We start from the raw sequence: 13,380 nt of genomic DNA, 5'->3' as shown, positions 1-13,380 counted from the left end.
GGCTGTCATCCCTCGGGGTTCTCAGAAGGCCAGCGAGCGGTCGACGGCGTCGAGGACGCGGTCGAGGTCGGGAAGGAACTCTTCCTCGAGCTTGCTCGGCGGGTAGGGCAGGTTGTAGCCGCCGACACGGAGCACCGGGGCCTCGAGGTGGTAGAAGCAGCGCTGCTGCAGTGCCGCGGCGACCTCGGCGCCGAGGCCGAGGAACGTCGAGGCCTCGTGGACGACGATCGTGCGACCGGTCTTCTCGACCGAGGCCGCGACGGTGTCGAGGTCCAGCGGGCTCAGCGTGCGCAGGTCGATGACCTCGAGGTTCTTGCCCTCGGCGGCGGCGGCCTCGGCGGCCTGCAGGCAGGTCTTCACCATCGGCCCGTAGGCGACGAGCGTGGCGTCGGTGCCCTCGCGGACGACCTGGGCCTTGAGCAGCGGGCGCGGCGCGGCCGACTCGTCCACCTCACCCTTGTCCCAGTAGCGACGCTTGGGTTCGTAGAACAGCACCGGGTCGTCGGACTCGATGGCCTGCTGGATCATCCAGTAGGCGTCCTCGGCGTTGGAGCAGCAGACGACCTTCAGGCCCGCGGTGTGGGCGAAGTAGGCCTCGTTGGACTCCGAGTGGTGCTCGACGGCACCGATGCCGCCGCCGACGGGGATGCGGATGACCATCGGCAGCTTGATCTTGCCGAGGGAGCGCGCGCGCATCTTGGCGACCTGGCTGACGATGTGGTCGAACGCGGGGTAGATGAAGCCGTCGAACTGGATCTCCACCACCGGGCGGTAGCCGCGCAGCGCCATACCGATCGCGGTGCCGACGATGCCGGCCTCGGCGAGCGGGGTGTCGATGACCCGGTCCTCGCCGAAGTCCTTCTGGAGGCCGTCGGTGACGCGGAAGACGCCACCGAGCTTGCCGATGTCCTCACCCATGAGCACGACCTTCGGGTCGCGCTCCATGGCGGCGCGCAGGCCGTTGTTGATGCCCTTGGCGATCGTCATGGTGCCCATCAGTGGCTCCCCTCACCCTCGAAGCCGGCGTGGTAGGCGGCGAACTCCTTGCGCTCGGCCTCGACGACCGGGTGCTCCTCGACGTAGATGTGGTCGAACATCGAGTCGGGCGTCGGGTCGGCCATGTTCAGGCAGCCCTCACGGACGGTGACGGCCAGCTCGTCGCCCTCGGCCTCGACGGCGTCGAAGAAGTCCTGGTCGGCCTTCTGCGTGTGCACGAGGTAGGACTTGAGGCGCTCGATCGGGTCGCGGTGCTTCCACACCTCGACCTCGGCGGAGACGCGGTACTTGGTGGGGTCGTCCGAGGTCGTGTGCGCACCCATGCGGTAGGTGTAGGCCTCGATGAAGGTCGGGCCGTTGCCGCTGCGGGCCGCGTTGAGCGCCTGCTGCGTCACGGCGTAGACCGCGAGGACGTCGTTGCCGTCGACCCGCACACCGGGGAAGCCGAACCCGCGCGCCCGCTGGTAGAGCGGGATACGGGTCTGGCGCTCGTTGGGCTCGGAGATGGCCCACTGGTTGTTCTGGCAGAAGAACACCACGGGGGCGTTGTTGACCGCGGCGTACACGAACGACTCGTTCACGTCGCCCTGCGCGGTCGCGCCGTCGCCGAAGTAGGCGATGACGGCCGCGTCACGGTCCTGGTCGCCGGTGCCCACGTCGCCGTCACGCTGGATGCCCATGGCGTACCCGGTCGCGTGCAGCGTCTGCGCGCCGATGACGATCGTGTAGAGGTGGAAGTTCTTCTCGTTCGGGTCCCAGCCACCGTGGTTGACGCCACGGAACAGGCCGAGGAGGTTGAGCGGGTCGACCCCGCGGCACCAGGCGACGCCGTGCTCGCGGTAGGTCGGGAAGGCGTAGTCCTGCGGGCGCATCGCGCGACCGGAGCCGACCTGGGCCGCCTCCTGGCCGAGCAGGCTGGCCCAGATGCCCAGCTCGCCCTGGCGCTGGAGTGCCGTGGCCTCGGCGTCGACCCGGCGGATGAGCACGAGGTCGCGGTAGAAGCCGCGCAGGTCCTCGTCGCTCAGGTCCTTGACGTACTCGTCGTACTCGACGTTCTCGACGCGCTGGCCCTCGGGGGTGAGCAGCTGGACCATCTCGGGTCCACCGTCACCCACCTCCGGGACGGGGGCGGTCAGCTCGGCGAGCACCTCCTCCTCGTGGGGGGTGGTGCCGGCCTTCTCACCGGTACTGGCGACAGCGTTGTCGCTCACAGGCACTCCTTCTTCCTCCGGCCCCACTCATGGCGGGACCTTCGGCTCGGGCCACGGCAACCCCCGCGGGGTCACCGCTGCTGGCGTTGCGCGGCAGGCTGGTTGCACCGGTTGTGGCGGCGCTCACATAGGGCCTTGCTGAGGCCAAAGATAACCGGACCCCGGGAAATCTCAGAATCCGGACTCCCCAACCCCGGCAAAACGCTGGTTGCGCGGCAAAGGTCGCGTTGCTTTCCCGCGGTATGCCGCGCAACCAGCGTCTTGCGTGGGGCGCAGGTCAGCTGATCTCGGACTTGCCGCGCCAGAGGTCGATCCCGGCCTCCACGGCGTCGGCGTCGATCTCGGCGAGCTCGCGGTCGCTGAACCGCAGGTTCGCCACGGCAGCGGCCGAGTCCTCGAGCTGCTCGACCGAGGACGCCCCGATGAGGACCGAGGTGACCCGCTCGTCGCGCAGCGCCCAGGCCAGCGCCATCTGCGCGAGCGACTGCCCGCGCTCCGAGGCGAGGTCGTTGAGCTTGCGGACGTGCGTCAGCGACTCGTCGGTGAGCAGGTCGGGCGACAGGGACTTGCCCTGCGAGGCCCGGGAGCCCTCCGGGACGCCGCCGAGGTACTTGTTCGTCAGCATCCCCTGCGCCAGCGGGCTGAACGCGATGCAGCCGATGCCCTTCTCACCCAGGGTGTCGAGCAGGCCGCCCTCGACCCAGCGGTTGAGCATCGAGTAGCTCGGCTGGTGGATGAGCAGCGGCACGCCCAGGTCGGCGAGGACCTCGGCCGCGCGCTCGGTGCGCTCCGGGGAGTAGCTGGAGATGCCGGCATACAGCGCCTTGCCCTGCTTGACCGCGGTCGCGAGCGCGCCCATGGTCTCCTCGAGCGGGGTGTCCTCGTCGGGGCAGTGGCTGTAGAAGATGTCGACGTAGTCCAGGCCCATCCGCTGCAGGCTCTGGTCGAGGCTGGCGAGCAGGTACTTGCGCGAGCCGCCGATGCCGTACGGCCCGGGCCACATGTCGTACCCCGCCTTGGAGGAGATGACGAGCTCGTCGCGGTAGGGCCTGAAGTCGGCGGCGAAGTGGCGGCCGAAGTTCTTCTCGGCCGAGCCGTAGGGCGGGCCGTAGTTGTTCGCGAGGTCGAAGTGGGTGATGCCGATGTCGAAGGCTCGGCGCAGGATCGCGCGCTGCACGTCGAACGGCTTGTCGTCACCGAAGTTGTGCCACATCCCGAGGGAGACGGCGGGTAGGTGCAGGCCGCTCTGGCCCACCTTGCGGTAGGGCATGGGGCCGTAGCGGTCAGGGCTGGGGAGGTAGGCGGGGAGCCAGGTGTCGACCATGCCCCCAGTCTGTCGTGGGCGACCTCCCGCGACCAGCGGGGTATGGCGCGCCGCGTCACCGCCGGGTGAGGATGGGTGGATGAGACCCGTTCGCCCGATCCTGGCCCTGTCCGCCGTCACCCTGCTCGGCGCGTGCGGGACGGGCGCAGGGACGACCGGCGGGACCGGCGCGACGACCGGCGGTGGCACGACCGGGTCGAGCACCTCGGGCGGAGCGACCCCGCCCACCTCCGACACCACGACATCACCCGATCCCGAGAACCCGAGCGTGCCTGCCCGCCCCGGCAGCAAGGTGCGGCTCGTCACCGTCACCGGGTCGGTGTCCGACGGTGTCGAGGCGGGCTGCCTGCTGCTCACCCCGATCCCGACCGACCCCAACGGACCGTGGCTGCTCATCGGCAAGGTCGCGGGGATCGCTGCTGGCCAGCAGGTGACCGTGCGCGGGTACCGCGTCGAGGACATGGCCAGCACGTGCCAGCAGGGGCGGCCGTTCCGCGTCGAGGCCGTCGTCACGGGCTGACGCCGGAGGCACCGGACCCGGGGAGCGAGGACACCTGGCCCCGGGGCCGGACGCACCGGACCCCGCGGGCGTGGTGCTCGCGGGGTCCGGTGTCCTGTGCGTGCCGACTACTGCGTGACGGCGCCGATCACCACGGACCCGGTGCCGAGCACCGCGCCCTCGGAGGACACGACGTTCATCTCGCCGAACAGGCGGCGACCCGAGGCCGGAGCCTGCTGGGCCGTGACCTGACCGGTCACCGTGGTCGAGCCGCCCGCAGGCAGGTCGATCGCGGTGCCGGGCACGTCGAGTGTGCCCAGGGCCGGCGAGAAGAACACATCGAGGTAGTCGTACTGCGTGGTGCCTGCCGGCACCGAGTAGCCGTCGACCACGACCGTGTAGGTGCCGGCCGCCGGGGCGGCGAGGCTCACCGACTCCTCCGAGTCACCGTCGGCCGAGGAGCCGACGACGGCCCCGGCAGCGTTCTTGACCGTGAGGTCGAGGTCGGCCCCGAGGTCGGAGGTGTTCCCGATGGCCACGTCGAGGCGCTCGGCACCCGCGGGCACGACCACCTCGAACGTCTGCTGGTCACCGTCGGCGATGGTCTTGCGGCTGGACGAGGAGCTGCCCAGCGACCCACCCTTCGGCGTCACCGTGACCGGCCCGAAGGAGTTGCTGACCCTCCAGCTCACCGGGCTCGGCTCACCCGCCGTCACCGACGGCAGGGTCTGCGTCTCGGGGTTCACCACGACGCCCTGCGCCGCAGCCGTCAGGCGGAACGGGTTGTCCAGGAACGGCGACGTGCGCCGGGCCTCGACCTCGAACTCCCAGATGCCGGGCAGCGGGTTGGCGTAGTTGCGCGACGTCGGCTTGCACGTGCTCGGGTCGCTGAAGTTCGTGTAGCACTCCAGCGAGGAGGTCGACTCGACCGGCACGCCATACGGGTTGATCCCGATGAAGCGCACCTGGCTCTTGGTCGCCGTGCCGGCGAGGTTGACCTGGAGGGCCTTGGTGCCCGCCGGGACGTTGACGAAGAGCTTCTTGGTGAGGTTGCGGCCCACCTTGTCGCTGGTCGACGTGGCGTAGGACGGCTTGGCCAGCTCCTTGGCGAGGACCACGGTCAGGAGCACGCGGTGGTCGACCACCGGGGTGGCGGGGTCGTCGATCTCGAGGATCGCCGAGTGCGCGCCCTGGGTGGACGTCTTCGCCGTGACCGGGATGCTGACCTTGGTGCCCTTGGCCATCTGGGCCTTGGTGGCCCCGAGGGTGAACGTGCCGTCGTTGCCGACCAGCCGCAGCTGGTGCAGCGCCGCGCCCGCACGACCACTCGTGCGGGTCGCCGAGACCGTGTAGGTCTTCGCGACACCCGCGACCTGGCCACCCTCGTTGCTGCCACACCGGTTGTAGACACCGGTGCCGACGTCGGGCGTCGCGAGGAAGTCCGAGATCGGGGTGCAGACCGGGGCCGAGACGGTGTAGCCCTGGGTCATCGGACGCTTCTTGATCAGCGTCCACGCTGCAGGGACGTTCATCTGCCCGGCACCCTGACCGATGGCCTCGAGCCCCTTGACGAACTTCGCCGAGGAGTAGATCGAGTTCCGCAGCTGTGCCGGCGAGGTGTCGGTGCCCGTCGCGAAAGCGGCGGACAGGAGCAGTGCGGCGCCACCGGCGGCCTGCGGGGAGGCCATGGACGTGCCGTTGAACATGGCGTAGCCCACCGGGAGCGTGTACCCGGTCTCGGCCACGTCCGGCTGCTTGAGCCACCGCGGGACGGTCGAGATCGCGGAGCCGGCGGCCATGATGTTCGGCTTGAAGCCGCCGTCCTCACGCGGTCCGCGCGAGGAGTAGTTGTGCAGCGTGAGCGGAGTCGACACGGTCGACCCGTAGTTGGCCAGCCAGGTCTCCTTGGTGATGGAGGACGCCACGCTGACGACGTCGGTCGCCACGGACGGGTCACCGATGGTGTTGACGCCAGGGCCGCTGTTGCCGGCCGAGATGAACAGCTGGACGCCGTACTCGTCGATCAGGCGGTTGTAGAGCGCCGAACGGGCGTTGTTGCCGTCGTTGAGCGCGGGCAGGCCACCGATCGACATGTTGACCACGTCGACGTGACGGTTGGCGACGAGGTCGACCATGCCGTCGGTGAGGGCCGCGGCGGTGCAGCCACCACCCCAGGTGCAGCCACGGGACGAGACGATCTTGGCGCCGGGCGCCTCGCCGTCCATCTTGCCGCCGAAGAGGCTGTGCCCGGCGGCGATGCCCGTGACGTGCGAGGCGTGCGCGTCCTCGACGATGCCGATGTTGACGAAGTCGGCGGTCGGCGGCAGCGACGGGTCCTGGTACGGGGAGAGGTCGACACCCTTGCGGAACTCGACCGTGAAGGGCATCTGCTCGACGACGGCGGTCTTGGGGTCGTCGGTGCCGAAGTGGTGGACGTCGAAGCGCTCCTTGTAGGGGCGCATGAACTCGTCGGCCGTGAACACCTTGTCCTGGTTGGCGTCGACCCAGATGTTGTTCGTGGCGTAGTCGTAGAGCACGCCGAACTGGTCGGTGGTGTCTCCGTCACGGTTGACGTCGCCCTCGGGCTCGCTGCCCTCGGTGATGGCCTCGGAGAAGCGGCTGACCGCGTAGTCGCCGGACGCCGGGGCCGTCCAGGTCGAGCCCGCGTAGGTGAACGTCGGGGCAGCCGTGACCATGGTGGTCATCCGGCGCCAGGTGAAGTCGTTGTCGAAGATCGGGTCGGTGGCCGTCACCCAGTCGACGATCTTGCGCTCGCCGGTCGAGGTGGTCTTCAGCGCCGGGTGGTCGAGGTCGACACCGGAGTCGAGGATGCCGATGGTCACGCCGCGGCCGTCCCAGGCGGGGTTCTTCGTCTTGAAGTCGGTCGCCCCCTGGTCGCGGGTCGGCATGTAGGGGTTGGAGTCGGGGGTGCCCTTGCCCGGCGCGGCGACGGCGGCTGCCGCGGCCGTCTTGCTGCTGCGCTCGACGGCAGGGTTGGGCAGCGGGATCGACTCGTCGAGGTCGACGGCGATCACCTTGAGGATGCCGGCCACCTTGTCCACCTTGGTGGTCGGGACGCTGGCCCGGACGTACCCGATGCGGTCGTTGACCATGCCGGTCCAGCCACCCTGCGCCTTGACCGCCTTGACGACGTCCTTCGTGGCGCCCTTCTCGGTGGCCAGCATCAGGGTGACCCGCTTGGTCCCCTTCTGCTGGGCCGCGCTGAGCAGCTGGCGGTCGTGCTGGCCCAGCTTGTCCTTCTTCTGGACCTTCTTGACCTGGTCCTTCTCGGCCCTCGCCGCGGGTGCCGAGCCCACGCCGCTGCCCTGGTCGGCCGACGCGACGGACGCAACGGTTGCTGCGACCACCCCCGCCACGGCCATCCCGGCAACGATCGTGAGTCCGCGGCGCCTCGTGTGTCGTGCGGTCACGTGGGATTCCCCTTCCCTCCGACGCCCACGGGTGGCGGGCGATCCGGGTCAGTCTCGCCCGGTGGACACGGTGTTGCTCCCGCCCGAAAGGTAAAGGTTGTCCCAAGACTCCCGGTCAGGGCGGTCGAAGGGCCGTTTGCCGGTGTTTGGGTGTCAGTCGGCGGGCTGGTCGGCGAGGAAGTCCCCGGCCACGCGGATGAGGACGTCGTTCGCCTCGGTCTCGCCGATGGTGGCGCGGACCCCGTCGTCGCCGTACTGGCGCAGGGTCAGCCCTGCGGCCTGGGCGGCGGCGGCGAAGTCGCCGGACCGCGTGCCGAGGCCGAACCACACGAAGTTCGCCTCGGTGTCGGCGATGAACCAGCCCTGGCCGCGCAGGGCGCCGACCACCCGCTCCCGCTCGGAGACGAGCTGGTCGACCCGCTCCTGGAGCTCGTCGAACGCCCGCAGCGACGCGATCGCCGCCGCCTGGGCGATCGAGTTCACGCCGAACGGCGTCGCGGTCTTGCGCAGGGCACCGGCCACGGACGGGTGCGCCACGGCATACCCGACGCGGAGCCCGGCGAGGCCGTAGGCCTTGGAGAAGGTGCGCAGCACCATGACGTTCGGCCGGTCGCGGTAGAGCTCCAGGGAGCGCGGCGCGTCGGCGCCGGTGACGAACTCGACGTACGCCTCGTCGATGACGACGAGCACCCTCGACGGGACCTGCTCGAGGAACTGCTCGAGCTCGGTGTGGGTCACCATCGGACCGGTCGGGTTGTTGGGCGTGCAGACGATGACGACCTTCGTGCGGTCGGTGATCGCGGCGAGCATCGCGTCGAGGCGGTGCCGCTCGTGGTCGTCGAGCCCGACCTTGACGGACGTGGCACCGGCGAGCGCCGTGACGATCGGGTACGCCTCGAAGGAGCGCCAGGCGTGGACCACCTCGTCGCCCGGGTCGCAGGTGGCAGCGATCACCTGGCCGAGGACGCCGACCGAGCCCGTGCCGGTGGCGATGTGCTCGATCGGGACGCCCAGGCTCTGGGCGAGGGCGTCGGTGAGGTCGGTGACGGCCATGTCGGGGTACCGGTTGACGTTGCCGGCCGCCTCGGTGATCACCTCGAGCACGGAGGGCAGCGGGGGGAACGGGTTCTCGTTCGACGACACCTTGTATGCCGCGACCCCGTCGGGGGCCGACGCGGGCTTCCCGGGGACGTAGGCAGGGACCTGGTCGAGGGCGCTGCGCAGCTGGACGTCGGTGTCACGGGCGGTGTCGCTCATGGCCTCCACTGTAGGTGGCGTCCCGGACCGGGTGACGGCGAGTCGCGTCCGGCGCCGAAGGGTGGTTCGCTGCGCGCGGACGGGCCCGACCTGTGTGATCATTCGGTCGCGGCGGGGGCCGCGACGAGGACACGATCGGGGGTCGAGGACGGTGGCAACGGGCGACACGGAGGACGACCTCCGGCTCGACCTGGCTCGGCGGGCGGCCCGCCTCACGACGATGGTGAACGAGCTGGCGATCGAGGTCGCCATCGGCCAGCCCACCCCGGGCTTCCGCTTGATGGGCACCGGGCTTCAGCAGGTCGACGCCGGTTTCGCCGCGCTCGAGGCCTCCTGCACGACGCAGATGGGCAGCCTCATGCCCGTGATCCCCTTCGAACCGTGGGACACGGGACCAGAGCTGGACCGGCGGTCGCGTGACCGTGGGATCGAGCTGATCTCGATCTTCAGCGAGCGGGCCTTCCGCGTGAACCCGCTCCTGACCTCGCTGGACCCCACCGCCCGGGTGGGCCACGCCGTCACCACGATGTGGGTCATCGACCGCTCCTGCGTCGTGCTGCCCGGCCCGCTCGAGCTCGACGGCTCCCCGACCCTCTACAGAGCGACGACACCGGACGTGGTCGACCCGGCCCTCGAGCTGTGGGACCTCGTGCTGGCGGATTCGCGCCCCGCCCTGGCCGAGGGTGAGGCCCCACCGTTCACCCCGCGCCAGGTGCAGACCGCGATCCTGCTGGCCCGCGGGGCCAAGGACGCCAGCATCGCCCGCGAGCTCGGTGTCTCCGTGCGCACCGTCGTGTCGGAGATCGCCCAGCTGGTCGCGCGGCTCGGTGCCAACAGCCGCGTCGACGCCGTCCTCATCCTGCGCAGGGGACGCGCCCGCGCCTGAACGGGGCGATCGGTCCCGCAGTTGCGTGTTCACGCAAAAGGAGCGCGGTCGGCTGGCACGGGCGAGATCGTCCTGTCAGAGTTTGCCTCGGCGACTTCCTCCGGGGGGACGGATGTCGTCGGGGACCCGCAGACCACTTCCGTGCAGGGGCAGGTGGCGGGTCCGCACACGTCACGAGGCCGCACCCCTCCAAGGGGTGCGGCCTCGTCGTCGTGGTGGCGCCGGCGTCAGTCGTCGTCGCCGTCGGGCAGGACCCAGTTGAGGACCATCGAGACGACCGTGACCACGAGGGCACCCAGGACCGCGTCCCAGAAGAACTCGTTGATCGTGAAGCTCAGGCCGAGCGGGTCGGCGATCCACTCGGTGAGCTGGAGCATGAAGGCGTTGACGATGAACGTGAACAGCCCCAGCGTCAGGATGATGAACGGGAAGCTCAGGAACTTCGCGACGGGCTTGACGATGGCGTTGACGATGCCGAACACGACCGCCACGAGCAGCACGGTCGCGAACTTGGACCCGAACTTGCCGTCGCCGAAGGAGATGCCGGGGAGCAGCCACGCCGCCACCCAGAGGGCGACCGCGTTGACCGCGACCTTGATGATGAAGTTCATGGCTCGATCCTTCCAGATCAGGCCACGTGCCGTCGGCTGGTGACGACGCGGAAGCGGCTCGCCACGAACGCGGCGTCCGTGTAGGCCGCGTTCGCCGCCGGGTTGGCGCCGGTGCCGTGGAAGTCGGAGAAGGCCGCCGTCTGGTTGACGAAGACCTGGCCGGTGAGGTTCTCCGAGAGGGCGACCCCGGCGTCGGCTGCAGCGTCCCGGGCCGCCTCGAGGACGGCCTCGTCGGTCGAGTAGACCGCAGCCGTCATGGCACCGTGCTCGCGCACGGTGTCGCGGAACTGCGCCAGCGACTGGTCGGTGCCCGAGGTCGCGATGAGGAACGTGACCGGTCCGAAGCACTCCTGGGTGTAGACGTCCTCGCGGCTCGCGTCGAGGCTGACCAGCCCCGGGGCGCGGACCACGGCGTCGGGCCAGGTCGGGTGGGTGACGGCTCGGGAGTCCAGCACCACCGTGCCGCCGGCCTCCGCGGCGAGGTCGGCCAGACCGCCCGCGTTCTCGCGGACGCCGTCGTTGACGGTGGCACCGAGCAGCTCGACCGCCTTGGCGTCGTCGCCGGTCAGCCTCCCGACCGCGGCCGCGAGCTTCTCACCGAACTCCGCGAACGACACCGGTCCCTCGTCGGTGCTGATGCCGTCGCGCGGCACGTACAGGTTCTGCGGGGTCGTGCACATCTGGCCGGAGTAGAGCGTGAGCGAGAACGCCAGGTTGCCGAGGACACCGCGCAGGTCGTCGGTCGAGTCGACGACGATCGAGTTCACCCCGGCCTTCTCGGTGTAGACGAGCTTGCCGCTCGCCGCGCCGGCCTCCTCGAGCCAGGTCCCGAACGACGGGCCGCCGGTGTAGTCGATGATCCGCACCTCGTCGCGCTCGGCGAGCACCTTCGCGAGGCCCTCACCCTCGGCCTCCGGGGCGAGCTGGACGAGGTCGGGGCTGAACCCGGCGGCAGCCAGCACCTCGCGGGCCACGGCGACCGAGATCGCCAGCGGCAGGATCGCGTGGGGGTGCGGCTTGATGATCACGGGGTTGCCGGTGACGAGCGAGGCGAAGATCCCCGGGTAGGCGTTCCACGTCGGGAAGGTGTTGCACCCGATGACGAGCGCCAGGCCTCGCGGCACGATCCGGTAGTCCTTCTGCATCCGCAGCGGCGCGGGGTTCCCCTGGCGGTCCTTCCCGGGCTTCTCCCAGACGACGGACGCGGGCACGCGCTCCTGCTCGACGAGTCCCGCGACGACGGCCTCGAGGGCACGGTCCTGCGCGTGCGGACCGGCCGCCTGGAACGCCATGACGAACGGCTGTCCCGTCGTGTGCATCACCGAGTGGGCGATCTCGAACGACCGGCGGTTGATGCCCTCGATCACCTCGACGCAGACGGCCGCACGCGTGCGGGCGCCGGCGTCGCGCCATACCGGGAGGGCCTCCTGCGCCGCGGCGATGGCGGCGTCGAGGCCGAGGTGGGGGTAGGTGATCCCCAGCGCCGGGCCGTACGGCGAGGTCTCCTCGCCGACCCACGACCCGTCCGTGGCCACGGCACCGAGGGCGCCGAACGCCTTGTCCAGCAACGACTCGTATGCCGCCTGGCCGTCGGCCGCGGCCGACTCACCGTAGACGCGCGGCGAGGGGGACTCGGGGTAGCGGGAGAAGTACGAGCGGGCGGCGAGCGCGGCGGTGGCCTGCTCGAGGACGTCCGCGTGCTTCGCGACGAGGGGGTGGGGGGTGCCGCCGGGGCCTTCGTGGGGCTCGGTGGGCTGCGTGGGCGCCGTTGCCTGGGTCATGGCGTCATCGTAGGCGCGGGCGCTGCTCGTGCCGACCGGTCATGATGGGCGGGTGAGCGACGAGGCGGCCGAGACGGACCTGGGGCACGTGCAGCGGATGTGGGCGGACGACGAGGCCTCGCGGGGACTCGGCATGGAGGCGCTGGTCATCGAGCTCGACCACGCCGTGGTCCGCATGGAGGTGACCCCGGCCATGGTCAACGGCCACGCGATCGCGCACGGCGGGTTCGTCTTCACCCTGGCCGACTCGGCCTTCGCGCTGGCCTGCAACAGCGGTGGCACGCTGACCGTGGCCGCCGTGGCCGACATCACGTTCGTGTCCGCCGGGCGGCTCGGCGACGTCCTGGTCGCGGAGGCCCACCAGCGCCGGACGTTCGCCCGCAGCGGTCTCACCGACGTCACCGTCACGCGGGAGGCCGACGGGGCGGTCGTCGCAGAGTTCCGTGGCCGGTCGCGCAGCCTCCCGCCCCGGTAGCTCGCGGGCGCTGGATCTCGCCGAGCGTGGCGTCCGTTTTGTCCCTAGGGTCCGAGGAGGTCGGCACCGACCGTGTCGACCCCCGACCACCGGAGGAACCATGCGCCCACTGAGAAGCCTCGCCGCCGTCGCGGCAGTCACCGCAGCCGTCGCCCTCGCGCCGACCACGTCGGCGACCGCCGGCACCGACCACCACGGCAGACCCCCGGCCGTACCGACGCAGCCCACCAAGGGTCCGTGTGCGTACACGCCGATGGAGGACACCACCTACTCCACGTTCGTGGGGCTGCCCAAGGACCCGCGGCACACGCCGGACCGGGGCAGCCTGGGCGTCACGCTGAAGACGAACCATGGCGACATCCCGCTGGTGCTCGACCGCGCGGCGGCACCCTGCACCGTGCAGAGCTTCGCGTTCCTCACACGCGCCAAGTACTTCGACGACACCATCTGCCACCGCCTCACCTCGTACACGACCCCGCCGGCGGCCCTGTCGGTCCTGCAGTGCGGCGACCCGCTCGGCACGGGGTACGGAGACCCCGGCTACTCCTTCAAGGACGAGCTCGACTCCGCCAAGGCCCTGCAGAACTGGCCCGGATTCCCCGACGGCAGCCGCAAGGTCTACCCGCGCGGCACCCTGGCCATGGCGAACGCCGGGCCGGACACCAACGGCAGCCAGTTCTTCCTCGTCTACCGGGACTCGCGGCTGCGCCCCGACTACACGGTCTTCGGCCACGTCACCGAGAAGGGCATGAAGGTCCTCGACGCGATCGCGGCCGGTGGCATCGACCCCGGCACCGACGGCACCCCGGAGGACGGCATGCCGGCCCTGCGCACCGAGATCGAGCGCGCCAGGCTCAGCGGGCACCACGGCCGCTGAGCCGGTCCGTGCCGCCGGCTCCCGGCCCACCA

At 70.7% G+C, this 13,380-nt stretch carries 11 protein-coding genes; 4 read left to right on the top strand and 7 right to left on the bottom strand.

What is annotated here, in order from left to right; genetic code table 11:
* Positions 1-21: 21 nt before the first annotated feature.
* The 3 genes from ASC58_RS17225 to mgrA all read right to left on the bottom strand — a co-directional run bounded on the left by ASC58_RS17225 (position 22) and on the right by mgrA (position 3,531).
* On the bottom strand, positions 22-996 hold the full coding sequence (locus ASC58_RS17225) for an alpha-ketoacid dehydrogenase subunit beta (RefSeq protein ID WP_200947863.1): 975 nt from the start codon (positions 994-996) through the stop codon (positions 22-24).
* Positions 996-2,207 (bottom strand): pyruvate dehydrogenase (acetyl-transferring) E1 component subunit alpha, encoded by a 1,212-nt coding sequence (gene pdhA / locus ASC58_RS17220; protein WP_056915958.1) that lies wholly within the window; start codon positions 2,205-2,207, stop codon positions 996-998. The genes ASC58_RS17225 and pdhA overlap by 1 nt, the downstream gene beginning before the upstream one ends.
* A gap of 277 nt (positions 2,208-2,484) precedes the next feature.
* Positions 2,485-3,531, bottom strand: a complete 1,047-nt coding sequence (mgrA, locus tag ASC58_RS17215) for an L-glyceraldehyde 3-phosphate reductase (protein ID WP_056915959.1) — start codon at positions 3,529-3,531, stop codon at positions 2,485-2,487.
* Positions 3,532-3,610: 79 nt separating this feature from the next.
* On the opposite strand from mgrA, the gene ASC58_RS17210 reads away from it, so the two are divergent.
* Positions 3,611-4,051 carry a hypothetical protein gene (locus ASC58_RS17210; RefSeq protein ID WP_056920179.1) on the top strand — a complete coding sequence of 147 codons (441 nt, stop codon included), beginning with the start codon at positions 3,611-3,613 and terminating at the stop codon, positions 4,049-4,051.
* Between the two features lie 107 nt (positions 4,052-4,158).
* On the opposite strand, the gene ASC58_RS17205 is transcribed toward ASC58_RS17210, so the two are convergent.
* Both ASC58_RS17205 and hisC read right to left on the bottom strand, forming a co-directional pair.
* Positions 4,159-7,461, bottom strand: a complete 3,303-nt coding sequence (locus ASC58_RS17205) for a S8 family serine peptidase (protein WP_200947862.1) — start codon at positions 7,459-7,461, stop codon at positions 4,159-4,161.
* Between the two features lie 153 nt (positions 7,462-7,614).
* On the bottom strand, positions 7,615-8,718 hold the full coding sequence (hisC, locus tag ASC58_RS17200) for a histidinol-phosphate transaminase (protein WP_056920177.1): 1,104 nt from the start codon (positions 8,716-8,718) through the stop codon (positions 7,615-7,617).
* Between the two features lie 151 nt (positions 8,719-8,869).
* Between hisC and ASC58_RS17195 the strand changes: the two genes are divergently transcribed.
* Positions 8,870-9,604 carry a helix-turn-helix transcriptional regulator gene (locus ASC58_RS17195; RefSeq protein WP_056920176.1) on the top strand — a complete coding sequence of 245 codons (735 nt, stop codon included), beginning with the start codon at positions 8,870-8,872 and terminating at the stop codon, positions 9,602-9,604.
* A 227-nt stretch (positions 9,605-9,831) separates the two neighbouring features.
* Here the strand turns inward: ASC58_RS17195 and ASC58_RS17190 are convergent, their stop codons facing one another.
* Positions 9,832-10,215 (bottom strand): phage holin family protein, encoded by a 384-nt coding sequence (locus ASC58_RS17190; RefSeq protein ID WP_056920175.1) that lies wholly within the window; start codon positions 10,213-10,215, stop codon positions 9,832-9,834.
* Positions 10,216-10,232: 17 nt separating this feature from the next.
* A complete protein-coding gene (paaN, locus tag ASC58_RS17185; RefSeq protein WP_056920174.1) occupies positions 10,233-11,996 on the bottom strand; it encodes a phenylacetic acid degradation protein PaaN in 1,764 nt (587 codons plus the stop codon).
* 52 nt (positions 11,997-12,048) lie between these two features.
* On the opposite strand from paaN, the gene paaI reads away from it, so the two are divergent.
* Positions 12,049-12,471 carry a hydroxyphenylacetyl-CoA thioesterase PaaI gene (gene paaI / locus ASC58_RS17180; protein WP_235529301.1) on the top strand — a complete coding sequence of 141 codons (423 nt, stop codon included), beginning with the start codon at positions 12,049-12,051 and terminating at the stop codon, positions 12,469-12,471.
* 100 nt (positions 12,472-12,571) lie between these two features.
* Entirely contained in the window at positions 12,572-13,348 is a 777-nt protein-coding gene (locus tag ASC58_RS17175; protein ID WP_056920173.1) for a peptidylprolyl isomerase, read from the top strand.
* Positions 13,349-13,380: the final 32 nt, after the last annotated feature.

Source organism: Phycicoccus sp. Root101, from assembly GCF_001426245.1.
Taxonomy (GTDB): domain Bacteria; phylum Actinomycetota; class Actinomycetes; order Actinomycetales; family Dermatophilaceae; genus Pedococcus.
Note: the sequence above shows the minus strand (reverse complement) of the source record. Positions and strands in the feature narration are given on the sequence as shown.